General features: G+C 59.9%; 23 protein-coding genes and 1 pseudogene. 20 read left to right on the top strand and 4 right to left on the bottom strand.

The genetic code is table 11. The features are described from left to right. Positions 1 to 94: 94 nt before the first annotated feature. Entirely contained in the window at positions 95 to 853 is a 759-nt protein-coding gene (locus J9885_RS07555) for an SDR family oxidoreductase (RefSeq protein WP_210548619.1), read from the top strand. A 116-nt stretch (positions 854 to 969) separates the two neighbouring features. On the opposite strand, the gene J9885_RS07550 is transcribed toward J9885_RS07555, so the two are convergent. Next, positions 970 to 2,403: a glycoside hydrolase family 1 protein gene (locus J9885_RS07550; RefSeq protein WP_210548618.1), complete on the bottom strand. Its 1,434-nt coding sequence runs from the start codon at positions 2,401 to 2,403 to the stop codon at positions 970 to 972. A 160-nt stretch (positions 2,404 to 2,563) separates the two neighbouring features. Between J9885_RS07550 and J9885_RS07545 the strand changes: the two genes are divergently transcribed. After that, positions 2,564 to 3,472, top strand: coding sequence for a LysR family transcriptional regulator (locus J9885_RS07545; RefSeq protein WP_210548617.1), 909 nt, complete (start codon positions 2,564 to 2,566; stop codon positions 3,470 to 3,472). An 88-nt stretch (positions 3,473 to 3,560) separates the two neighbouring features. Continuing rightward, positions 3,561 to 5,135: a sensor domain-containing diguanylate cyclase gene (locus J9885_RS07540; protein ID WP_210548616.1), complete on the top strand. Its 1,575-nt coding sequence runs from the start codon at positions 3,561 to 3,563 to the stop codon at positions 5,133 to 5,135. Between the two features lie 98 nt (positions 5,136 to 5,233). Here J9885_RS07540 and J9885_RS07535 read toward each other — a convergent pair whose 3' ends face one another. Both J9885_RS07535 and fdhD read right to left on the bottom strand, forming a co-directional pair. Next, positions 5,234 to 7,531 carry an FdhF/YdeP family oxidoreductase gene (locus tag J9885_RS07535; RefSeq protein ID WP_210548615.1) on the bottom strand — a complete coding sequence of 766 codons (2,298 nt, stop codon included), beginning with the start codon at positions 7,529 to 7,531 and terminating at the stop codon, positions 5,234 to 5,236. Further along, positions 7,515 to 8,300: a formate dehydrogenase accessory sulfurtransferase FdhD gene (gene fdhD / locus J9885_RS07530; RefSeq protein ID WP_210548614.1), complete on the bottom strand. Its 786-nt coding sequence runs from the start codon at positions 8,298 to 8,300 to the stop codon at positions 7,515 to 7,517. The genes J9885_RS07535 and fdhD overlap by 17 nt, the downstream gene beginning before the upstream one ends. A gap of 156 nt (positions 8,301 to 8,456) precedes the next feature. On the opposite strand from fdhD, the gene J9885_RS07525 reads away from it, so the two are divergent. Further along, the gene (locus tag J9885_RS07525; protein WP_134695813.1) at positions 8,457 to 9,335 is read left to right on the top strand and encodes a LysR family transcriptional regulator; all 879 of its coding nucleotides are present in this window, start codon (positions 8,457 to 8,459) and stop codon (positions 9,333 to 9,335) included. A gap of 62 nt (positions 9,336 to 9,397) precedes the next feature. On the opposite strand, the gene J9885_RS07520 is transcribed toward J9885_RS07525, so the two are convergent. Beyond that, positions 9,398 to 10,249 (bottom strand): type 1 glutamine amidotransferase domain-containing protein, encoded by an 852-nt coding sequence (locus J9885_RS07520; RefSeq protein WP_210548613.1) that lies wholly within the window; start codon positions 10,247 to 10,249, stop codon positions 9,398 to 9,400. 129 nt (positions 10,250 to 10,378) lie between these two features. Between J9885_RS07520 and J9885_RS07515 the strand changes: the two genes are divergently transcribed. The 16 genes and pseudogenes from J9885_RS07515 to J9885_RS07445 all read left to right on the top strand — a co-directional run bounded on the left by J9885_RS07515 (position 10,379) and on the right by J9885_RS07445 (position 22,688). Then, positions 10,379 to 11,314 carry a LysR family transcriptional regulator gene (locus tag J9885_RS07515; protein ID WP_210548612.1) on the top strand — a complete coding sequence of 312 codons (936 nt, stop codon included), beginning with the start codon at positions 10,379 to 10,381 and terminating at the stop codon, positions 11,312 to 11,314. A 339-nt stretch (positions 11,315 to 11,653) separates the two neighbouring features. After that, entirely contained in the window at positions 11,654 to 12,613 is a 960-nt protein-coding gene (gene ytfQ, locus J9885_RS07510) for a galactofuranose ABC transporter, galactofuranose-binding protein YtfQ (RefSeq protein ID WP_043760823.1), read from the top strand. Between the two features lie 44 nt (positions 12,614 to 12,657). Further along, positions 12,658 to 13,164 (top strand): annotated as a pseudogene (locus J9885_RS19960) (ATP-binding cassette domain-containing protein); the annotation flags it as partial. A gap of 491 nt (positions 13,165 to 13,655) precedes the next feature. After that, positions 13,656 to 14,210, top strand: a complete 555-nt coding sequence (locus J9885_RS19955; protein WP_349237380.1) for an ATP-binding cassette domain-containing protein — start codon at positions 13,656 to 13,658, stop codon at positions 14,208 to 14,210. 1 nt (position 14,211) lies between these two features. Next, complete coding sequence (gene ytfT / locus J9885_RS07500; RefSeq protein ID WP_210548611.1) at positions 14,212 to 15,234, top strand: galactofuranose ABC transporter, ATP-binding protein YtfT; 1,023 nt, start codon at positions 14,212 to 14,214, stop codon at positions 15,232 to 15,234. Further along, a complete protein-coding gene (yjfF, locus tag J9885_RS07495; RefSeq protein WP_210548610.1) occupies positions 15,227 to 16,234 on the top strand; it encodes a galactofuranose ABC transporter, permease protein YjfF in 1,008 nt (335 codons plus the stop codon). Before ytfT ends, yjfF begins: the two co-directional genes overlap by 8 nt. Before the next feature lie 297 nt (positions 16,235 to 16,531). After that, positions 16,532 to 17,224 (top strand): winged helix-turn-helix domain-containing protein, encoded by a 693-nt coding sequence (locus J9885_RS07490; protein WP_210548609.1) that lies wholly within the window; start codon positions 16,532 to 16,534, stop codon positions 17,222 to 17,224. Continuing rightward, complete coding sequence (locus tag J9885_RS07485) at positions 17,217 to 17,708, top strand: hypothetical protein (protein ID WP_210548608.1); 492 nt, start codon at positions 17,217 to 17,219, stop codon at positions 17,706 to 17,708. Before J9885_RS07490 ends, J9885_RS07485 begins: the two co-directional genes overlap by 8 nt. Before the next feature lie 990 nt (positions 17,709 to 18,698). After that, entirely contained in the window at positions 18,699 to 19,070 is a 372-nt protein-coding gene (locus J9885_RS07480) for a hypothetical protein (RefSeq protein WP_210548607.1), read from the top strand. Between the two features lie 61 nt (positions 19,071 to 19,131). Then, the gene (locus J9885_RS07475) at positions 19,132 to 19,434 is read left to right on the top strand and encodes a hypothetical protein (protein ID WP_210548606.1); all 303 of its coding nucleotides are present in this window, start codon (positions 19,132 to 19,134) and stop codon (positions 19,432 to 19,434) included. Between the two features lie 61 nt (positions 19,435 to 19,495). Then, positions 19,496 to 19,885: a hypothetical protein gene (locus J9885_RS07470; protein ID WP_043760844.1), complete on the top strand. Its 390-nt coding sequence runs from the start codon at positions 19,496 to 19,498 to the stop codon at positions 19,883 to 19,885. Positions 19,886 to 19,909: 24 nt separating this feature from the next. Then, entirely contained in the window at positions 19,910 to 20,416 is a 507-nt protein-coding gene (locus J9885_RS07465) for a porin (RefSeq protein ID WP_210548605.1), read from the top strand. Between the two features lie 17 nt (positions 20,417 to 20,433). Continuing rightward, positions 20,434 to 20,817, top strand: a complete 384-nt coding sequence (locus tag J9885_RS07460; protein WP_210548604.1) for a hypothetical protein — start codon at positions 20,434 to 20,436, stop codon at positions 20,815 to 20,817. 25 nt (positions 20,818 to 20,842) lie between these two features. After that, the gene (locus J9885_RS07455; protein WP_210548603.1) at positions 20,843 to 21,328 is read left to right on the top strand and encodes a hypothetical protein; all 486 of its coding nucleotides are present in this window, start codon (positions 20,843 to 20,845) and stop codon (positions 21,326 to 21,328) included. A gap of 76 nt (positions 21,329 to 21,404) precedes the next feature. Then, a complete protein-coding gene (locus tag J9885_RS07450) occupies positions 21,405 to 21,839 on the top strand; it encodes a DUF805 domain-containing protein (RefSeq protein ID WP_210548602.1) in 435 nt (144 codons plus the stop codon). A 228-nt stretch (positions 21,840 to 22,067) separates the two neighbouring features. Continuing rightward, positions 22,068 to 22,688 (top strand): GGDEF domain-containing protein, encoded by a 621-nt coding sequence (locus tag J9885_RS07445; RefSeq protein ID WP_210548601.1) that lies wholly within the window; start codon positions 22,068 to 22,070, stop codon positions 22,686 to 22,688. The last annotated feature ends 37 nt before the right edge of the window (positions 22,689 to 22,725 follow it).

The raw sequence follows: 22,725 nt of genomic DNA, 5'->3' as shown, positions 1-22,725 counted from the left end.
CCTTTCATTATCACGCTATTTATCCGGTTTGAAAGGAACAATACAGTGATCCCGTCGGCTCACACCGAGCCCTTGCCCTGACAGGAGTCACACCATGACCAGACCCATCGCCCTCATCACAGGGGCCAGCCGCGGCCTTGGCAAACACGGCGCCCTGGCCCTCGCGGCCAAAGGCGTCGATCTCATCATCACCTACCGCAGCCAGGCCGGGGAGGCCGAGGCGGTGGTGGCCAGTGCCCGCGCCCTCGGCGTAAAGGCCCATGCCCTGGCCCTGGACGTGGGTGAGAGCGCCACCTTTGCCGCCTTCGCCGAAGAAGTGACCCAGCTGCTCGCCCGGGAGTGGCAGCGCACCCGCTTCAACTTCCTGGTCAACAACGCCGGCATCGGCATTCACGCCAGCTTCGAGCAGACCACGGAGCAGCAGTTCGACACCCTGCTCAACATCCACCTCAAGGGCACCTTCTTCCTGACCCAGGCGCTGCTGCCGCTCATCCAGGATGGCGGGCGCATTCTCAACCTCTCCACCGGCCTCACCCGCTTCGCCATGCCGGGCTACGCCGCCTACGCCACCATGAAGGGGGGCGTGGAGGTGCTGACCCACTACCTCGCCAAGGAGCTGGGCCCCCGGGGCATCGCCGTCAACGTGCTGGCCCCCGGCGCCATCGAGACCGACTTTGGTGGCGGTGTGGTGCGCGATGACAAGCAGGTGAACGCCTTCCTCGCGAGCCAGACGGCCCTCGGCAGGGTCGGCCAGCCCGACGACATCGGGGGCGCCATCGCCGCCCTGCTCTCCGACGACAGCCGCTGGATCACCGCCCAGCGCATCGAGGCCTCCGGGGGCATGTTCATCTGATCCCCTGGCTCCCCATAAAGCACAAGGCCCCCTCGGATGAGGGGGCCTTGTGGCATTCAGCGCGGGCTTGAGCCCGGGAGCGGATCACTGGCGGCGCTCAGCCCTCCCGCCGTGAGTCACAGCGCCTTGCCGCCGGAGGCGATCACCTGGCGGTACCAGTGGAAGCTCTCCTTCCTGACTCGGCGCAGGGACCCGCCCTGCTCGCCCCTGTCCACATAGACGAAGCCGTAGCGCTTCTGGTAGCCGTTGAGCCAGCTCAGGATGTCGGTGAAGGACCAGGCGCAATATCCAATCAGCTCGACCCCGTCCTGCATCGCCTCCTGGCACGCCTTGATGTGGCTGCGCAGATAGTCGATGCGATAGGGATCCTGCACCTTGTCGCCGGCCTCCAGCTTGTCGAACTCGCCGAGGCCGTTCTCGGTGATCATCAGCGGCAAGGCATAGCGGGACGAGAGGCGACGCAGGGCGATGCGCATCCCGGTGGGGTCGATGGCCCAGTCCCAGTTGCTGGTCTCGAGATGCGGGTTCGGGGTGGTCCGGTAGAGACCCGGCACGCCGCTGGACGGCGTGGTGCCCTTCTGCCCCGTGGTGTTGATGCGCTGCATGGTCTGACCGCCGAGGGGGTTGTCGGTGTAGGTCAGGGTGTAGTAGTAGTTGACCCCGATGTAGTCGGGCGTGCCTTCGCGCAGCAGCGCCAGATCTCCTGGCAGGATCTCGGGGGCCTCGCCGCTCTCCTTCAGGTAGGCGAGCGCCGCCTGGGGATAGCGGCCGAAGCAGTAGGCATCCAGCCACCAGTAGTTGGTGAACTCCTCGGCATTCTCGAACGCCAGCATGTCCTCCGGTGCGCAGGAGGCCGGGTAGGCGGGGGAGTAGGCAAAACTCGGCCCGATGAGGCCGTTTGGCACATGCTCACGGAATGCCTTGATGACACGGGCATTGGCCAGAAACGCAATATGGTTGGCGGCAAAGAAACGCTTCCTGTCCTGCACTGCGGGCGGATGGGTGCCGAGCTGGTAGGCGTTGGTCAGGTTGTAGTTCTGCTCGTTCAGGGAGACCCAGTACTTCACCTTGGCGCCGAAGCACTGGTAGAGGGTCACGCAGTAGCGCTCGAAGTCGTCGATGATGCGCCTGTCTTCCCAGCCGCCGTACTCGTCCTGCAGGGCCTGGGGCAAGTCCCAGTGGTAGAGGGTCAGCACGGGCTCGATGCCGTGGGCCAGCAGGGCGTCGATGAGCCGCTCGTAGAAGGCAAGTCCCGCCTCGTTCACTTCGCCCCGGCCGGTCGGGTAGATGCGCGGCCAGCTCACCGAGAAGCGGTAGGCCTTGAGCCCCATCTCGGCCATCAGGGCCACGTCCTCTTCCACGCGGTGGTAGTGATCCACCGCCACGTCCCCGTTGCTGCCCTGGAAGGTCTTGCCCGGCAGCTTGGTGAAACTGTCCCACACCGAGGGGCCCTTGCCGCCTTCGTCCCAGGCCCCTTCCACCTGATAGGCAGCGGAGGCGGCCCCCCAGAGGAAACCGTTCGGGAAATCGTTGAACTTGTGGTGATGCATCTGGTGTTGCTCCTTCTGCGCGGATGGAACCAACCATCCCGGATAACCCGACCCCCCTTGGGGTCGAAATGAATTGGCATCAGCATCCAACACTTCTAAAATTCCGTCCAATGACAAATATGACCACTCAAGATTCCAAACAGGAATCAATGGAGGCGCCATGGAGCTACGGGATCTGAAGGCCTTCGTCACCCTGGGGGAGGTGATGCACTTTGGCCAGGCGGCAGCACGCCAGCATGTCACCCAGTCGGCCCTGAGCAAGCAGATCCGCCGCCTGGAGGCGGACCTTGGCGGCGAGCTGTTCGAGCGCAATGCCGGCAGCACCCGCTTCACCGCCCTGGGACGCGCCCTCTACGGGGAGGCCTGTACCCTGGTGGCCCAGAGCGAGCAGCTCGCCCGCAGCGCCCGCGACGTGCTGGCGGGCAATGGCGGTACCCTGCGCATCGGCTTTGGCGTCGCCACCAAGCTGCTGGTCCCCGCCGCCATCGCCCGCTTTCGGGCCAGCCGCCCCGGCGTCGCCATCGAGCTCAACGATCTCTCCACCCATCACCAGTTGCTGGCGCTGGCCGAGGGCAGGCTGGATCTCGGCTTCTGCCGCCTGCCCGCCCCCAAGGGCTGGCACTGCCTGCCTGTGGTGCGCGCCCATTTCGTCGCCGTGCTGCCCGCCGCCTACCAGGGGGTGAAGGGGTTGTCGGATCTGCTGGACAAGCCGCTGGCCATCCTGCGCCGGGACAAGGCCCCCTCCTTTCACGATCAGTTCGTGCACTACCTGGCCCAGAGCGGGCTGCGTTTTCAGGATATCCAGTACGTGAACGACTTCGCAGCCGGCATTGCCACCGCAGCGGCCGGCATCGCCTGGACCCTGGTCCCCTCCTCCACCACCATAGAGCACCCCGATGTGATCACCCTGCCCCTGAGGGAGCCCGAGGCGAGCTGGATCATCGGGATCATTCGCCCGCCGGGCAATGACAACCCCCTCATCGCCCCCTTCTGGCAGACGGTGGCCGAGCTCGGGGACCAGAGCCTGGCAACAGCCGGTGACGAAAACGCACGGCAGAGTGCCACCTGAGTGCCACATTAAGGGTGGCGTTGCGTGGCCCCCCCCCTTAGAATCGTGCCACCCTGCCAGGCACCCACGACAAGGATCCGTTTCGTTCATGCACTCTCACTGGTTGCTGAGGTTTGATCTTCATCGCCTCATCCTCTCCCTTGCCGTCATCGGCGTGCTGGCCACCTTCGGCAACAGTTTCTACGCCATCCACCAGGCTCAGCGGCAACTGCTGATCGACAACACCCTGGAAGCGAACCGGGTCTATGCCGCCAAGCTGGCCGCCTCCGCCGATGCCATGCTGAGCGCTGCCCAGGGACAGCTCGCCTACAGCGCCAGCCAGCTCGCCCCCCTGCTGCAGGCCGATGACATCGCCGGGCTCGAGCAGGAGGTGACCCAGCTGCGCAGGCGCACCAACACCTTCAACTCGGTGGCCGTGGTCAACACAGACTCCACCATCATCGCCGTCTCCCCCGAGACCCTGAATGTGAAGGGGGCCAAGCTCACTTCCCCCAATGCCCGCCGCACCCTGAAGAACCAGAAGCCGGTCATCTCAGACCCCCTCGTCTCCCTCTCCGGCAACTACCTCATCAGCCTCTCCTACCCCGTCTTTGCAGCGGATGGGCGCTACCTGGGCTATGTCGCCGGCACCATCTACCTGGAGTCCGCCAGCGTGCTCTCCCACCTGCTGGGCCAGCACTACTACCAGGATGGCTCTTATCTCTATGTGGTGGATCGCCAGCGCACGCTCATCTACCACCCGGATCCCGAGCGCATCGGCCAGAAGGTGGGGGCCAACCGGGTGGTGGACGAGGTGTTGCAGGGCGAGCAAGGGGCATTGGCCGTGCGAAACTCCGACGGGAACGAGATGCTCTCGGGCTTCGCTCCGGTGACGGGTGCCGGCTGGGGCGTGGTGGCACAGCGTCCCCGCAGCGCTACCCTGGCGGGGCTCGATCAGCAGATGATCGACATCCTGAAGGGGATGGTTCCGGTGACCCTCTTCATCCTCTTCTTTATCTGGCTCTCTGCCACCATCATCGCCAGGCCGCTGCGCCAGCTGGCCAACCGGGCCAGGCTGATGGATCAGCAGGAGGCCGCCACCAATATCTCCGGTATCCGCGCCTGGTACTTCGAGGCCGCCCAGCTCAAGCACGCCATCCTCAAGGGGCTGGGATTGCTCAACACCAAGATCGACAAGCTGCACACCGCCAGCCACACCGACCCCATGACCGGCCTCTTCAACCGCCGGGCGATGCAGCAGATGCTGGATGGCTACCAGGACGAACACCAGCCCCTGGCCGTGATCGCCCTCGACATCGACCACTTCAAGAGCATCAACGACCGCTTCGGCCACGACGTCGGGGATGCCGTCATCATTGCCCTGGCGGATCTGATGCGCCAGGAGCAGCGCGCCGGGGCCGCCCTGTGCCGAAGCGGCGGCGAGGAGTTCCTGCTGCTGCTGCCCGGGGTCTCCCTGAGCCAGGCCGCAGCCATCGCCGAGCGGCTGCGCACCCGGGTGGCCAGCCATGAGATGGAGACGGCAGGCCACATCACCCTCTCCCTCGGGGTCGCCCACTGGGGGGCGCAATCAGGGGATCTCGCCGCCGTGCTCAAGCAGGCGGACAAGGCGCTCTACGACGCCAAGCACGGGGGCAGAAACTGCGTGGTGGTGGCCTCAGCCTGATCCGCCCCGTCGGTCCTGAGCGCAGGACGCTTCTGGGCTCGCCATAAAAAACCCCTGCCATGGCAGGGGTTGAACAAGGCCGGGAGCGAGCTGGACGATTATACAGTGACCGCGAGGCTCTCGACCTGTGCCTTGCTGGGGGTCACCAGCACGGGCACCGACTTGGAGGTGGGAGTGAAAGACCCCTCCCCGATGCTCTCGATGGCCACCAGGGGGTTGGTCTCCGGGTAGTAGGCCGCGATGTTGCCCCTGGGGATCTCGTAGAAGATGACGCTAAAGCCCTGCACCACCCGCTCGCGCCCGTCGTTGCAGATGGCCGCCATGTCCACCCGCTGCTCCTCGGCAAGCCCCAGCATGCGGGCATCCTCCTCGTTCATGAAGACCACGTTGCGCCGCCCCTTGATGCCGCGATAGCGATCGTCCATGCCATAGATGGTGGTGTTGTACTGATCGTGGGAGCGCAGGCTCTGCAGCAGCAGCACGGGCTCGCCCACCATCTGCTCAGCATGGCTGGTGCATTCGGGCAGGATGGAGGCCGGCAAGCGGCTCGCCCTGAATTCGGCGCGTCCGCTCGCGGTGTTCCAGCGCAGCAGGGCGGCGCTGTTCTCCAGGTGGAAGCCGCAGGGCTCCTCGATGCGGCGGTTGAAGTCGCCAAAGCCCGCGATGGTCTCCTCGATGAGATCCCGCAGCAGCCCGTAGTCATCCCGCAGGGCCAGCCAGTCCACACGCTCGCTGCCGAGCGTCGCCTCGGCCATGCGTGCGACGATGTCGATCTCCGAGAGGCAGAGCGGCGAGACGGGCTCGTTCATGCCGGTGGAGGCGTGGACCATGCTGAAGGTGTCCTCCACCGTGATCTTCTGGACGCCGGTGCGCTGCAGATCGAGCTCGGTGCGACCCAGGCAGGGGAGGATCAAGGCATCTTTTGACACCATGAGGTGGCTGCGGTTGAGCTTGGTGCTGATCTGCACATTGAGCTCGCTCCTTCGCATCGCCTCATAGGTGAACTCGGTATCCGGCGCCGCGGCCGCCAGGTTGCCCCCAAGGCACACCAGCACCTTGCTCCTGCCGCCGTGCAGGGCCTTGAGCGCCTCGTAGACGTTGTGCCCCGGCGTGCGCTTGAACCCCACCGGGAAGCGTCGCTCCAGACGGTCGAGGAAGGCGGCGTTGGGTTTCTCGTTGATCCCCATGGTGCGGTTGCCCTGCACGTTGCTGTGACCGCGCACCGGACAGAGCCCGGCCCCCGGCTTGCCAATCTGGCCGCACATCAGGTGCAAATTGACGATCTCGCGAATGGTGTCGACCGAGTGCTTGTGCTGGGTGATCCCCATGGCCCAGCAACTGATCACGCTCTCGCTCCTCCCGAAGATCTGCGCCGCCCGGGTGATCTCCTCGCGACCGAGTCCTGACTGCGCCTCTATCTGTGCCCACTCGGTGGCCTTGACCTGCTCAAGGTAGCGCTCAAAGTGCGCCGTGTGCTGCTCGATGAAGGCGAGATCGATGCGCCCCTCCTCCTCCTCCAGGATGTACTTCGCCATGCCGCGAATGGCCGCCATGTCGCCGCCGAGCTTGGGCGTGAGGTACTGGTGGCTGATGGTGGTGGCCGCCGGGGTCAGCAGCTCCGCCGGGCTCTGGGGGCTCGCGAAGCGCTCGAGGGCCACCTCTTTCAAGTTGTTGAAGGTGACGATCTGGCACCCCTGGCGCGCCGCCTTGCGCAGGGCGTTCATCATGCGCGGGTGGTTGGTGCCCGGGTTCTGGCCGAACACGAAGATGGCCTTGGCGGCGTCGAAGTCATCGAGCACCACTGTGCCCTTGCCCACCCCGACGGACTGGATGAGTCCCACGCCGCTCGCCTCGTGACACATGTTGGAGCAGTCCGGGAAGTTGTTGGTGCCAAAGAGGCGGCCGAACAGCTGATAGAGGTAAGAAGCCTCGTTGCTCGCGCGTCCCGAGGTGTAGAACTCCACCTCGTCGGGGCTGGCCAGGCTCTTGAGCTTGTCGGCGATGATGGCAAACGCCTGATCCCAGCTCACCGGCTCGTAGTGATCGGTGGCCGGGTTGTAGCGCAGGGGCTCGGTCAGTCGCCCCTGGTATTCGAGCCAGTAGTCGCTCTGGGTGGCGAGGCGGCGCACCGAATGTTCGGCGAAGAAGTCGGCCCCCACCGTCTTGCCGGTGGACTCCCAGGCCACCGCCTTGGCGCCGTTCTCGCAGAACTGGAAGGCCCCCTGCTTGTTGTCACCCCAGGCGCAGCCCGGGCAGTCGAAGCCGTCGGTCTGGTTGACCCGCAGCAGGTTCTTGATGTTCTGCCGGGTCTTCTGGCTGCGCAGCACCTGCTTGAAGGTGGACTGCAGGGAGGAAAAGCCGCCGGCCTTGGCCGGTTTCTCAATATGACTGGACATGGGAGTCTCCGAACTGATCCTGGGCGCGGGGGCTGGCATAGCAGACCGGGGCATCGGATCGGGGCACATGAATGAGGGTCAGGTTGTATTTCAACGCCAGCCGCACCGCGAGCTGGCTGGGAGAGGCAAGGCTGATGAGGTGAGCGGCGCCAAATTGCACCGCCTTGTGAATGAGTTCGCTGCCACAGCGGCTGGTGATGGCCAGGGTGGCTGCCCGCACGGGCTGGCGCAGCTGCATGCCGATGAGCTTGTCCAGGGCGTTGTGCCGCCCGATGTCCTCCCGGCAGGCCAGGATGGCGCCCCGCTCGTCCAGGGCCAGGGCGGCATGAAGGGCCCCGCTCTGGCGGGCCTTGCACTGCCAGGGGGCGATGCGCTCGCGCAAGTCCCGCAGACGGCCGGTGTCAAAGGGCGCGGCCACTGGCAAGGGGGTGAGCACAGGCAGCGCATGCTCCATGGCCTCCACCCCGCAGATGCCGCAGCCGCTCGCCCCGGCCAGGCGGCGCTTGCGCTGCCCCAGGGCCGCCAGACAGCGGTTGGCGATGGTGATGTCGAGCACGATGCCGTGCTCGGACGGGGTGCTCTGGATATCGTGCACATCGTGGTTGCCCCCGATGATGCCCTCCCCGAACAGGAAGCCGATGGCAAAATCGTCGAGATCGTCCGGGGTGGCCATCATGACGGCGTGGTTGATGCCGTTGATGTTGACGGACACGGCCACCTCTTCCACCAGCTCATCCAGCCTGGGCAACCGTGAAGTGATAGGGATCATGCGAGACGCTTATAACGTGTATTCGGGCCTCAAGTTTAGATAAGCCGGCGGGTCAAAACCAATGAAACAAATCTATCCACCCATAGAGAAGTTCTATTGCCAACCCCATGTCGATTGATTAACTTTGTCAGCCACCGCCCCTTCCGGCCTCCCGACATGAACATCAAGCAGCTGCACTATTTCTACGAGTTGGCCCAGCACCGTCACTTCGCCAAGGCGGCCAAGGCCTGCTTCATCACCCAGCCGACCCTGTCGGCCAGCATCACCGCCCTGGAGAAGTCCCTCGGCACCGAGCTGGTGGTGCGCAACAGCCAGTTCGTGGCGCTCACCCAGGCGGGGGAAGTGGTGCTGCGCCACGCCGAACGGATGCTGCAGGAGCAGGACGCCCTGCGCCAGGAGCTGAGCCTGTTCAGCGGCGGGCTCTCGGGAGCCCTGCGCATCGGCGTGGTGCCCCAGTCCAGCATCGACATCATGCCGCTGCTCAAGGGGTTCAACGACGCCTTCCCCAATGTCAGCCTGCACCTCAGCGTGATGACCCACGGCACCCTGATGGAGCAGCTGGATCTGCATCGCATCGACATCGGCCTCGGCTTTGACGAGCTGCTCACCGAGCACCAGCGCCGGGCCCTCGACGTCCAGCTGCGCCACCCCAACCCCATGGCGCTGCTGGGCCCCCTGCCCCCGCACCTCGGCGAGCACCAGCCCCTGAAACTGGCGGACTTGCAGGATCTCCCCCTGATCCTGCCGAGCACCACCATGCAGTTTCGCCGCTACCTCGATGACGCGGCCGCCCGCCAGCAGCTCAGCCTGCGGGTGGTGCTGGAGACCGACTCCCTGTTCCACCTGGTCAACGGGGTGAGCCACGGGCTCGGCCGCGCCGTGGTCAGCGCCGGCATCGCCGCCACCGCCAGGCGGCTGTTCCAGCTGCCCTGCCACCCCTTGAGCGATGCGAGCGCCGGCACCATCGCCTTCATCACCCGCAAGCACAGCGTCACCCCCGCCATGAAGGCGTTTCTCGCCCAGGCCGAGGCATGAAAAAGACAGCCCGCCCGGGGCTGCCTGCACATGGATGTCGGGATCTGACTCCCTGAATGACGTCAGTCTGCCCGTCGCTGTTTGTCCAGCGCCGCGATGAAGGCGCTCGCCAGGGCGTGGTCGGAGAAGGGATTCTGGCCCGTGATGAGCTCGCGATCGATCACCACGCCGGGCTGCCAGGGGGCGACGAACTGCATCTTGCCACCGGCTTGTGCCATGGCCTGCGCCGGGTAGTAGCGCAGCTTGTTGCCCTGGAGCGAGCCTTCGAACACCGCCTCTTCCTCATCGGAGAAGATGGTCATCCTGTAACCGTCATAGATCCACTCCCTGGCGCCGTCCGCCTTGCCTGCGATGACCGACTGCTCGAACCCGGCCGGATCCGCCTGCGCCGCCAGCAGCGCGATGGGGCCGTGGCAGATGGCCGCCGTGGGTTTGCGGTTGTCATGGAAGTGGCGCAGCAAAGTGCCCACCTCGGGATCCTTCGCGAGATCGATGAGGGGGGCGTGGCCACCGGGAATGAAGAGGCCGGCATAGCGCTCGGGACCGGATTGCAGCACCTCCTTCAAGGAGAGCACCTTGCCGGGGGTGAGCAGGCCGTCCACCACGGCGCCGATGCGTCCCATCTCCTGCGGGTTGCCGCCGAAGTACCGGGGATCGACGGAGCCCTTGTCGGCCTCCGGCCGGTTCCCTCTCGGGGTCACCGGGGTCAGGGTGTAGCCGGCCTCCAGCAGGGCGGCGGCAGGGACACCCAGCTCATTGAGATAGAAGCCGGAGGTAAAGTGCTTGCCCCCCTGAAGCGGCAGCTCGGTCTCGCTCGAGAGCAGCACCAGGATCTCGCCTTTCGAAGCGGCGCTGGCCACAGCGGAGGTCGCCAGCAGCAGTGAGGCCAGCAAGGCCTTGAGGGTGTTCTTCATCGTGATCTTCCTTCTGATGGCAGTGATCGTTTGTGCGGCAAGGGTGCCGCGATGGATGACGAATTTACTGATTACCCACAGGCAAATAAACTCACGCCATTGAACTTGTTTATTTACATGGATGAACATATGTCCCGTGCCTTCGACCCCGTCCAGCTCGGCACCATAGAGCTCTTTTGCAAGGCGGCCGAACTTGGCAGCTTTACCGCCACGGCTCAGGTGCTGGGGGTGACCCCGGCCTCGGTGAGCCGCTCCATCCAGCGGCTCGAGGCCAGGCTCGGTGTCAAACTCTTCCATCGCACCACCCGCAGCGTGCGCCTCACCCACGACGGGGAACTCTATCGGGATCAGTGCCAGCAGGCGCTGGAGCAAATCGCCGAGGCCGAGCGGGCCATCACCGGCCGCCAGCGCCACCCCAAGGGGGTGCTGCGCATCAGCGTGGGCACCGTCTATGCCCACCACCGTCTGGTGCCCCTGCTGCCGGGTTTCATGGCGGCTTATCCCGAGGTCGAGCTGGAGCTCAACGTCTCCAACAGAAACATCGACTTCGTGGAGGATGGCTACGATCTCGCCATTCGTCTGGGGGAGCCCCGCGACTCCCGGGTGATCGCCCGCAAGCTGGAGGATGCCAGCCTAGGGGTCTTCTGCGCCCCCGCCTACGCGGCCCGTCGCCCCGCGCCGACCACCCTGGAGACGCTGTCGCAGCACGATCTGATCCAGTTCATCACCCCGAGTACGGGTCGCCCCTTCCCCTGGCAGTTTGTGGACGAGCAGGGAGCCCCCGTCGATCTTCAGGTGCACAGCCGGCAGCGGGTGCTGGACGACGTGCTGGCGGGCCTGGGCTGGGCGGTGGCGGGCGGCGGTCTGTTCCAGATCTACCATTTCGTGGCGCAAGAGGCGCTCTTGCAAGGCAAGCTGGTCGAGGTGATGACCCCCTTTGCGGGGCGCTCCCGCCCCTTCTACGCCCTCTATCCCCAGCATCGCCACCTCTCTGCCCGGGTGCGGGCCTTCGTGGATTACCTGCTGGCGGCGGTGCGCACTGAGAGCAGACGGGCCCAACCCTGACCCCGCCTCGCCGCTGGCGGGGTGGCCTCCCTCTGTGTCCCTCTGTCCCGTGATGGGGCTAAGGCTTGCGTCAGACACGGTGCCGGGGTGAAAGACGCGGGCGAGCCAGGCTGCATTCTGGACACAATGGTCGCCGACAAAAATAAATATACAGATAAATCAATGCAGCCCCCACCTGAGGTATGAACTCTTCTGCTGTTTGTATGAAGCATCGTGCTGCTGAAAACTTTCTGTGAGCCACCTCCCGTCGTTAAATCCGCGAGCCTATAACCTTGACCCGAACAATAAAAACCTGACGCGTTCCGGTTTATTTCACCATGCATCACAAAGGAGTGTCACATGTATAAGAAAGTGAAACTGGCGGGCATTATCAGCACCCTTATTCTCTCTGCCTCCGCTTATTCTGCGGACATGACGGTGGGGTTCTCCCAAATAGGGTCTGAGTCCGGCTGGCGGGCGGCAGAAACCTCGGTGGCCAAGAGCGAGGCACAGAAACGCGGCATTACCCTGAAGATTGCCGATGCCCAGCAGAAACAGGAGAACCAGATCAAGGCCATTCGCTCCTTTATTGCCCAGGGCGTGGACGCCATCTTTATTGCCCCCGTGGTGCAGACAGGCTGGGACCCGGTATTGCAGGAAGCAAAAGAGGCCGAGATCCCCGTGTTCCTGCTGGATCGCAATATCACGGTCAAGGACGACTCCCTCTTCATGACGGGCGTCGCCGCAGACAGCGTCCACGAAGGGGCGGTGGCGGCCAACTGGCTCATCAAGCAGCAGGATGGCAAGCCCTGCAACGTCGTTGAATTGCAAGGCACCGTCGGGGCCAGCGTGGCGCTGGACCGCAAGAAGGGCTTCCTCGATACCGTCGCGGCCGTGCCCACCATCAAGATCATCCGCACCCAGTCCGGCGACTTCACCCGCAGCAAGGGCAAGGAAGTGATGGAGAGCTTCATCAAGGCGGAAAACGGCGGCAAGAATATTTGCGCCGTCTACGCCCATAACGATGACATGGCCATCGGGGCCATTCAGGCCATCAAGGAAGCCGGGCTCAAACCGGGCAAGGATATCAAGATCATCTCCATCGACGGCGTGCCGGATATATTCAAGGCGATGATCGCAGGTGAAGCCAACGCCTCGGTGGAACTCACACCGAATATGGCGGGCCCCGCCTTTGACACCCTGCTGGCCTATAAAAAAGATGGCACCCTGCCTCCCAAACAGATCAAGACAGAGTCCAAATTGTTTGAGCCGGAGAGTGCCCAGGCCCAGCTCGAACTGAAAAAAGACATGGGCTATTAATACCGGCCACCCTCTGAAACAGCCTGTCAAGTAACACGCCATATATGCCCGAGTGCTTATATGGCGTGTTATATCGGAGAGCCATTTCCATGTCAGAAAACAATCGCGATGTCCTGCTGCACGCCCGGGGGATCTGCAAGGCCTTTCCCGGGGTACGGGCCCTGCATCAGGTGGATTTTTCCCTGCGACGGGGGGAGATCATGGCGCTGCTCGGCGAGAACGGGGCCGGCAAGTCCACCCTGGTCAAGACCCTCACCGGCGTCTATCAGCGTGATGCGGGCCGCATCGAGCTCGATGGCGTCCCCATCTCCCCGACGGACACCGCCCACGCCCAGCGCCTGGGAATAGGCACCGTCTACCAGGAGGTCAACCTTCTGCCCAACATGTCGGTGGCGGACAACCTCTTCATCGGCCACGAGCCCCGCCGTTTCGGCTTCATCGACCGGGTCGCCATGACCCGGCAGGCCAGCGCCATCATGGCCAGCCATGGCTTCGAGATGGACGTCACCCTGCCCCTGGGTCACTACTCGGTCGCCATGCAGCAGATCGTGGCCATCGCCCGGGCGGTCTCCCTGTCCGCCAAGATCCTGATCCTGGACGAGCCCACCGCCAGCCTCGACACCAGCGAGGTCCAGATGCTGTTCGCCCTGATGAAGAGCCTGCGGGATCGGGGGGTGAGCCTGGTCTTCATCACCCACTTCCTCGACCAGGTCTACGCCATCAGCGATCGCATCACTGTGCTGCGCAACGGCGAGCTGGTCGGTACCCGCGACACCCAGGCACTGCCGCAACTGGAACTGGTCAAGATGATGCTGGGGCGCGAGCTGGACGACAACGCCCTCAAGCGGGCGGGCAAGACCCTGCGCAGCAGCCAGCCCATGGTGTCGTTCAGGGACTATGGCAAGCGCGGGGTCATTGCCCCCTTCAGCCTCGACGTCATGCCCGGGGAGATCGTGGGCCTGGCCGGCCTGCTCGGATCCGGTCGTACAGAGACCGCCGAGCTGATGTTCGGCATAGTGCCAAGGATAGCGGCGAGTGCCGGGTGCGGGACAAGCCGGTCACCATCCGCAGTGCGCGCCAGGCCGCCGCCCACGGCTTCGGCTTCTGCCCGGAGGATCGCAAGAGCGCCGGCATCATCGCCTCGGCCTCGGTGCGGGAAAACATGGTGCTGGCCCTGCAGGCCCAGCGGGGCTGGCTGCGCCCCTTGTCCCGCAAGGAGCAGGACGAGATCACCGCCCGCCTCATCGCCCAGCTGGCTATCAAGACCCCGGGGCCGGAGCAGCCCATCCAGTTTCTCTCCGGGGGCAACCAGCAGAAGGTGCTGCTGGCCCGCTGGCTGCTGACCAAGCCGCAGTTCCTGATCCTGGACGAACCCACCCGGGGCATCGACGTGGGGGCCCACGCCGAGATCATCCGCCTCATCGAATCCCTCTGCGCCAACGGGCTGGCCCTGCTGGTCATCTCCTCGGAGCTCGAGGAACTGGTGGGCTATGCCGACCGGGTGATAGTCCTGCGCGATCGAAAACAGGTGGCAGAGCTTGCAACGGACGCCCTCAGCGTCCCTGCCATCATGAACGCCATTGCATGCGAGGCCTGATATGACGTCATCCACTCTTCCCCTCTCCAAGGGGGCCAGCCGCCCCCGCCGGCCCTGGCCCACGGGCTCGGCCCAATGTGTCGCCCTGGTGGGCGTGCTGCTCATCAATGCCCTGGTCGCCGACAACTTCTTCGCCATCCACATCCAGGATGGCCGACTGTTTGGCAGCCTCATCGACATCCTCAACCGCTGCGCCCCGGTGGCCCTGCTCGCCCTCGGCATGACGCTGGTGATCGCCACCGGCGGCATCGATCTGTCGGTGGGGGCCGTGATGGCCATCAGCGGGGCCACCATGGCCAGCCTGGCCACCGGCGGTCACAGCCTGCCGGTCATTCTCGCCTCCGTCATCGGGGTGGGCCTCCTGTGCGGCCTGTGGAACGGCCTGCTGGTGGCGGTGTTCAAGATCCAGCCCATCGTCGCCACCCTGATCCTCATGGTGGCAGGCCGGGGCATCGCCCAGCTCATCACCGAGGGGCAGATCATCACCTTCAACAACGACGCCCTGGCCTGGATCGGCAGCGGCGCCCTCTTCTACCTGCCCACCCCGGTCATCATCACCCTGGGCATGGCGCTGCTGCTCTGGCTGCTGACCAAGCGCACCGCCCTCGGCCTCTTCATCGAAGCGGTGGGGATCAACATCAAGGCCGCCAAGAACGCCGGGCTCAACACCCCCATGGTAGTGATCGCCGCCTACCTGCTGAGCGGTATGATGGCCGCTGTCGCCGGCATGATAGTCGCCGCCGACATCCGGGGTGCCGATGCCAACAACGCCGGGCTCTGGCTCGAGATGGACGCCATTCTGGCGGTGGTGATCGGGGGTACCTCTCTGATGGGGGGGCGCTTCAATCTCGCCCTCTCCCTGATCGGCATACTGATCATCCAGGGGGTGAACACCGGGATCCTGCTCTCCGGCTACCAGCCCCAGTGGAACCAGATCGTCAAGGCCATGGTGGTGCTGGCGGTGCTCGTCATGCAGTCGCCGGCCCTCAACCACCTCTTCCAGCGAGGGACTCGCCATGTTTAAGCGCAACCTCCCCCTGATGGTGACCATCATGGTGTTTCTGGTGGGCTACCTGCTCTGCCTGGCCTCCTTCCCCGCCTTTCTCTCCACCCGCATCATCTGCAACATACTGACGGACAACGCGTTTCTGGGGATAGTGGCGGTGGGCATGACCTTCGTCATCCTCTCGGGGGGCATCGATCTGTCGGTGGGGGCCGTCATCGCCTTCACCGGCGTGCTGCTGGCCACGCTCATCGGGGATCTCGGGGTCAGCCCCGTGCTGGCCATCCCCCTGGTGCTGGTGCTGGGAGCGGGCTTCGGCGCCCTCATGGGCTGGCTCATCGACACCCTGAAGATCCCCGCCTTCATCATCACCCTGGCGGGCATGTTCTTCCTGCGGGGGGCCAGTTTTCTCATCTCCGAGCAGTCCCTGCCCATCGATCACCCCAGCTTCACCTATCTGTCGAGCCTGTCGTGGAAGGTGCCGGGGGGCGGTCGCCTGAGCCTGCTGGCCCTCATCATGCTGGCGGTGGTAGTGTTTGGCATCCTGCTCGCCAATCGCACCCGCTTTGGCAACAACGTCTACGCCATCGGCGGCAATGCCACCTCGGCGGCCCTGATGGGGATCTCGGTACGCCGCACTACCATCCGCATCTACCTGCTCTCCACCACGTTGGCGACCCTGGCGGGCATCGTGTTCGCGCTCTACACCTCGGCGGGTTATCCGCTGGCCGCGGTCGGGGTGGAACTCGATGCCATCGCCGCCGTGGTGATCGGCGGTACCCTGCTGAGCGGCGGGGTGGGCACCGTCTTCGGCTCCCTGTTCGGGGTGCTGATCCAGGGGTTGATCCAGACCTACATCAACTTCGACGGCACCCTCAGCTCCTGGTGGACCAAGATCATCATCGGCCTGCTGCTGTTTTGCTTCATCGCCCTGCAGCGCCTGCTGATCCTGGTCTCGGAGCACCGCAAGGCCAACAAACCCGGCCCCTTCAAGCGCCAGGCCGCCGCCCAGCCAGAGTGACGCTCCCGGCCTTGCAAAAGCCAGGCCGTGGCACGGGTAGCAGCAACCGGGACACATGCGAGCGTGAAGGAACACGCTCGCTTCGGGTACCGTCGCCTCCTCCTGCCTTGTGCCCTGACACCCTGTGTTCACCGACGAGGTCGCCATGTACTCGTAGGGTATTCAAACAGAAATACGGCCCGTTATCTCTCACTCGCGTCCAGGCTAGGCGTAAGGAGTTCAGCCCTGCGCGGTATTTCTTTTTTACATGAGTCACGCTAGCCTAATACGCTAAGTTCGCCGTTATCAGGTTTTATCGTGACATTACAATACATTGCCCCCAAGCAACTCTGGTTTGGCAGTTGCCAGCTTGATTGCCTCCACCGGTCGCTCAAACGCAACGATCAGGCGAAGGAGATCCGGTTGCCCAGTGCTGAAACGCTGTTGTTTGCTTTTATGCTGGAGCATGCCGGGGAGCTTCACGATAAAGAACATCTATTATTCATAGGCTGGGAGGGGCGGCCGATCAGCCCCAACTCGCTGACTGTTGCCATTGCCAATCTTCGTCGCCATTTGCTGGGACTGGACATGGAGCTGGAGATCAGAAGTATTCCCAAGAAGGGTTATATTCTGAATCTGATGGTCCCCCTCGAGCGCTCTCCCCAACCCGAGCATGAAATATCCGCCCCAAGCGCTCAGGAAACACTTTCTCCTGCATCTCGACTACCGGAATCTACTTTCTGGTTTAAGAGAGTACTGTTGTCTGTCAATGTGCTCTCGCTCACCTTGCTGGCATTATTAGGATTAATATCCGCATCCGAATGGCTGACGGTGGATTGTCAGGATGATAATGGCAATATCATCTGTGCTCTGGATACCGAGCAAACCCAGACAAGAGATCAACTTACCCTGGATGAAAGCGGTGACACGCTTTGGCTTATTTCAGGTCCGGTTAAGATAAAGTTGAGTCAGCGAAACATTCTCAATTTACGAGAAGAGAAAAATGAATAAAGTCACTAAGGCAATATCCCATTGGCTACTCTGGTTACCACTCACCCTGCTCGTGTTGATTGTCACCGCCATTTCAATTGACAGCTTTGGCTGTAATTATGAAATGAAGATGAACACCGCAGGTATAGATTATCAGGGAGTCTGTCGCTGGGGCATGCTCAGCATCATTGAGGAAGAACCGGCGACGAAAGCCAAGTGGCAGGTAGACGGCTGGCAGGTTGCTTTCATGAATCAATTTATTTTTTTCGTCTCTGAGAGACGACTGTTGAATAAGGGAAATGGCCAGCACTCAGCACTTAACAATTACAACCAGCTCCAGTCAGACTATACCATCGTGAATTACACTTGGGTTCCACTCACAAAAAGCCATATCGCCATGTTCCAAAAAACGCCGCACCATGACGTTATCCTGGTACAGCAAAACGGCTGGTTCAGTTTTTCCCATCGGTTGTTTCCTGCCACACCATTGCTTGGCAATAAATAGGGTGCGTCTCTGCCCTTCTCAGATGTTATCCAGATACGGAGTTGTTCTCTTTCAGTATTTACTTCCCCCTTGTCGCAGCCTTGATATTCCCTCTCACGGGGGCTGCGACAAAAATCGGTCATTGGTTTCTCAACCCCAGGTGACCTCTATATCCTTGTTCCACTCTCCGGCCGCTCAAGCACGGCCTGCGTGTTTTACGCGCCCACATGCATCATCACCTCTCCCACCTGACCGTCGCAGGTTTGCAGACGAATTGACCCGCCATCAGCCCCTCTCTACCCCCTGGCCACGCGCCACACTCGGGGTTCTTTCCCACCTCTTCGCGTCTATGAAGTGGCATCCATTTTACAGTTAAAATCAAAACCCTTTAAAATCAGTGCTTTGCTAAATTTTTATGGCTTTTTATGACTATGGAAAGCCCCTGACCCTGCCTATCATACACATAACAGGTGATGTCCCTTCTCAAGTAGCTGAAGGCGGTGGCAGGGTCCATCGAGGTCACCCATAAGGATGAGCCAGCACAAGGGAGGTGGGAGTAGCAAATACCATTATGAGGTGTTGATATCATGAGAGCGTCTACATTATCCCTGGCCGTGTCAGTCATGTTTTCCATCGCAGCGTCTGGCTGCGCTTCGACTGACAATATGTCTGCAACCGATAGATTCCTGTTATCCAGTGCAACGGGAGCGATCCTCGCCGGTATGACAGCTCCGGCTCACCATCCACATGATAATGCCCAGCATGAATATGTTGACCAACATGGCAATATACAACACGGTCGCGTTTACAAGGATCGGGATGGCAACTATCGCCATGAATAATGACAGCCCTTTCCGGGAATGAGTCTATCCCGCAGAGTAACATGGAAATACGAAACGCGTAGCATGAGTTGGCTGATAATCAAGCAGTGCCACGCTCATACCATGATAACTCGAAAGAACATTTCTATCTCTACTGACCATTGATAAAGCATCAATATTTGAGAACAACATGAAGAAACAAAACATTTATTTAATGACCATATTCCTGCCTGTCTTTTTGATGATGAGCCCAGTGACTCACGCAGCAGAGAAGACTCCTGTAGAGGTTCTGGAAAGTGACTTTGGCAACATCGCCATTGTGAATCAATTCCAGTCGGATATGGTCTCCGCCACAAAGATAACATTGGCCGATGATAGTTATCACAGGATCCCCCTGGATAGCCCGGAGGTCCAAAAATGGTTTCTTGATATTACCAAGCTCTACTGGCATGGCAATATTGAACTGGATGACTATGTGTTCTTGGGAAAAAATAAATTCCCTGCCTATGAAGACTCGTTCAGAAAGTTCGCAAAAAACTTGAATCGCATGACGGCAAAATAACCGACTGTCACACATAAAATGTGAATTAACTACTACTCGTACCGAATTGATAGGATATACCATGAAAAAATTACTTTGCGTCTCCATGATTTCATGCTCTCTCATCCTGGCCGGATGCGCGGACATCGATCATATGTCGACTGGCCAGAAAGCCTTGTTGGGTGCCGCTGCTGCTGCGGCCGTGGGTGGAATAGCCTATGGTGTTCATAAAAACCATAAGGCAGAACAAGAGAGCGAACGGGCTAACCGTGCAGAACATAATAAATCTCGGGCCCATAACGCCAGACACAGTGATATGGCAAGCCGCGGTAATAGTTGCCAGGAATGGCATGGCCATATTGAATGCGCTCCTGATCAGAATTGACAGCCCATTTTGAGATGGCATTTATAATCATCTACATCGTCTGGTAATACGGATTTAAATTATGCTTTTTTATCGTCTCGCACTGCCTTTACTGTTGGCCATGTCCATGAACAACGCATCTGCCGCAGATAAAACCTACGATGTGCATTTCTTGAAGGGTACGACAGGGATATCGTATCAAGATGTAGTGATTAAACGTGATGCCAACACTTACAGACTGCGTGGCAGGGCAGAACAGAGACTGAAAGTCAGATTGTCTTTGAGGGACCAGGAAGCAACCTATTTCAATATCACCACGCTTGACGGTGTCAGTCTTTATGACGGCTCCAGTGAAGGCAACAGTGCCAGCTTGTTATTGCCCTATGATGGTGATTTCATCATTCACGTTTTCAATATGGGGGACAACATAGATAAACGAGTTCCCTACCAACTCTCGATAAGCCTCAAATAGCCATATCTTAAAAAGGCAAAAACAATGAATAAAGTATTATACAGCATCCTGACGAGTGCGCTTTTTGTGACGCCCTGTGCAAGTGCTGAACCCTATATCGGTAGTGGATTCCAGCATATTCATAGCCAACTAGATGGTAAAAATACCTACGGATTTTTCATTCAAGGAGGATATGACCTTGGGCTGATGGATATCAGTGTCAGCACAGGGAAAACGACAGGAAGTGGACACAGCTATGTTGATATGCAAGGAGATATACACAGTACCCAGACAGATATCTCTTTCATGGATCTGGGGATAGGCCATCGGTTTGATATTGCCGGCTTATCTGTTATGCCACGCATTGGGATCGCGAAACTGGATCAACATGGTCAGACAAACTCCGCCATAGAATATGGCCTGACGTTAGGTTATCCAATCACAAAAAACCTGGAAATCAGTGCCAGCTATAATTATATGGATGCATCCCCTGTCCAAGGTAAGAACGTCGATGCGGATGGTTTTGATATTGGTGTTAACTATCACTTTTGACATGCAGGATCCTTCCGATGAAACATATAATCCTCCTGACCAGCCTGACCTGTACCCTCTTGGCAGGCTGCGTCAGTCAATATGACGAAATGAGGTCTAAAGGCTATAGCCAAGCCTATGCGCAAGGGTATGAAGATGGTTGCCACAGTGGCAATCAGGCTGCAGGCAGCTATCTGGATACCTATACCAAGAACGATGCGCAATTTCGTAAAGAGCCCGACTATGCCAATGCATGGCGTGATGGATTTAATATCTGCCAAGCCAATATGCAAAGAACCATAAAAGATGCGGAGAAAGCCACAAAGAAACAGCCTCATGACAAAAGACAGGATGACTATTATCGAAAAATGGAACAAGAGGCCACCCGTGATATAGATACCAGCGGCCTGTCTGGTTATTAATTCCCTTACTCTGCAGGAACTGAACATGAAATTGACTACAACTGCGTTATTGATGGGCGTCTTGCTGACGTCCTCCATCGTCAATGCCAATCCTCAAGCCGCCTGTAACGACGCACTCAGCGACCGTGGATATGGCGATGCCGTACAAAAACGAGTCCAGATCATGGACTCCCGCTCAGGCACCTCCGTCACCGGGCAGCTATCACGCAGCAATGGCGATCGCTTCGAATTCAACTGTGTCCTGGATAGCCAGGGGGGATTAATGGATGTTCTGGTCAACCCACTTCCCGGCAACAAGCCATCCTCTCGAACCCTGGGCCGCCATGCCTTGAGCAACTGTGTTCATGAAACTGCCGCAGAGTGGGAGGTCAGCCCCAAGGCAGTGGAAGCCGGTCGTGCCCAATACACTGGTGATGGCATGTTCGACGTTGAGATGCGGGGTGATAATGGCAATGTTGCCGTCTGCACCGTCGAAGAAGATGGCACTGTTCGCGCAATCATGAACGATTGATCATCCTCATTCAGATGGGGCATGCGAGTGCCCCTATGTTTGGGGTCTCTTCTCTCTCACCACCAGGATATACCTCATGTTATCGAGACTTTTTACCGGCTTGATGAACAAGCGTTTGCAGAGGCGTGGCTATATTGGCTACATGCTCCTGTTAATTTTTATTGTTCTCTCCGCATTAATGACTACCTTGGGCACAGGTACCCTGGCACATGACTTAATTGCCAGCAACATTGCAAAAATGGCAATACCACTGATAGCAGGCATGGTGGCGTTATTTTTATTGGTCGGCTATGCGAATATCAATCTGGCCGTCATGAGAGCCCGTGACATTGGTTTACGGGGGAGATATTTGTTCCTGTTCTCTGTTGTTTTCTTGATCTCTACCTGTACCCCGATACTCAGCGAGGGTCTGCATGGCAAGGATCTCTTCAATGGCTTGCATGGTTTACTTGTACTCTTCCTTGTTGTCATGCCGAGTGGCCTGTTTAAAAAAACACCTCGCCAGAGTTGAGCCTGACGCGATTTATCTCATGCAATCAGCCGAGGCAAGGACAATACGTTCAGAAGCTATTTAGCACTGACACATCATTCAATATCGTTATCATGACCTATTGCCCCATAATTATTTATTTGCAGTATTAAAACAGCCCCCTTACGGGGTGCACCATAGATGGTTTAGGCAATATCATGACCACAGTGACGATGCCATCCCTTGCATTTTGACAGGTACTTATTATCCATGTTGGTTACTTCTTTTCTTGTTTCAATGATCTTCCTGCAATGGATGCAACTCAGATATATGCGGACCAAATACCAGCGCAGATGTGAGGTGCTTGTTCAGGAGGCAAGACGAGACCCGCTCACGGGATTGGCCAATCGTCGGTTATTTGATGAATGGTCACACAAGGCTTGCAGCCTGGCACGACGTCAGGACGATACCTTGTGCCTGGCAATGATCGACATCGATCATTTCAAAATAATCAACGATACCTTCGGCCACAGCGCCGGAGACGAAGTATTAAAAGCAGTGGCTGAACGGTTGAAAGCGGATTTACGGGAGCATGACATATCGGCCCGGCTCGGTGGTGAAGAGTTCGTTATCGCCATGCCGAATATCACCCTCACCTCGGCCATCGAAGTCGCCGAACGAATTCGCGAAAGCTTCGTCTCTCTGAATATTTCATTCAATGAACAGCATATTCCTTTCACTGCCAGTATCGGTGTGACTGCATTGACCACAGAAGAATTAACATGCAGTGAGGGATTCCAATATGCACTACTCAGAGCGGACAAGGCCCTGTATCACGCCAAATATGCAGGACGCAACAGGACGGTGGCCATCGACCACGAAGCACTGTGACGCCGAGGCCACATTCAAACAGGCTGAACAAGGCCGA

Origin of the sequence: Aeromonas sp. SrichE-2G (assembly GCF_017939565.1) — a bacterium.
In the GTDB taxonomy this organism is placed as follows: Bacteria; Pseudomonadota; Gammaproteobacteria; order Enterobacterales; family Aeromonadaceae; genus Aeromonas; species Aeromonas taiwanensis.
This window is presented reverse-complemented; position numbering and strand designations above follow the sequence as displayed.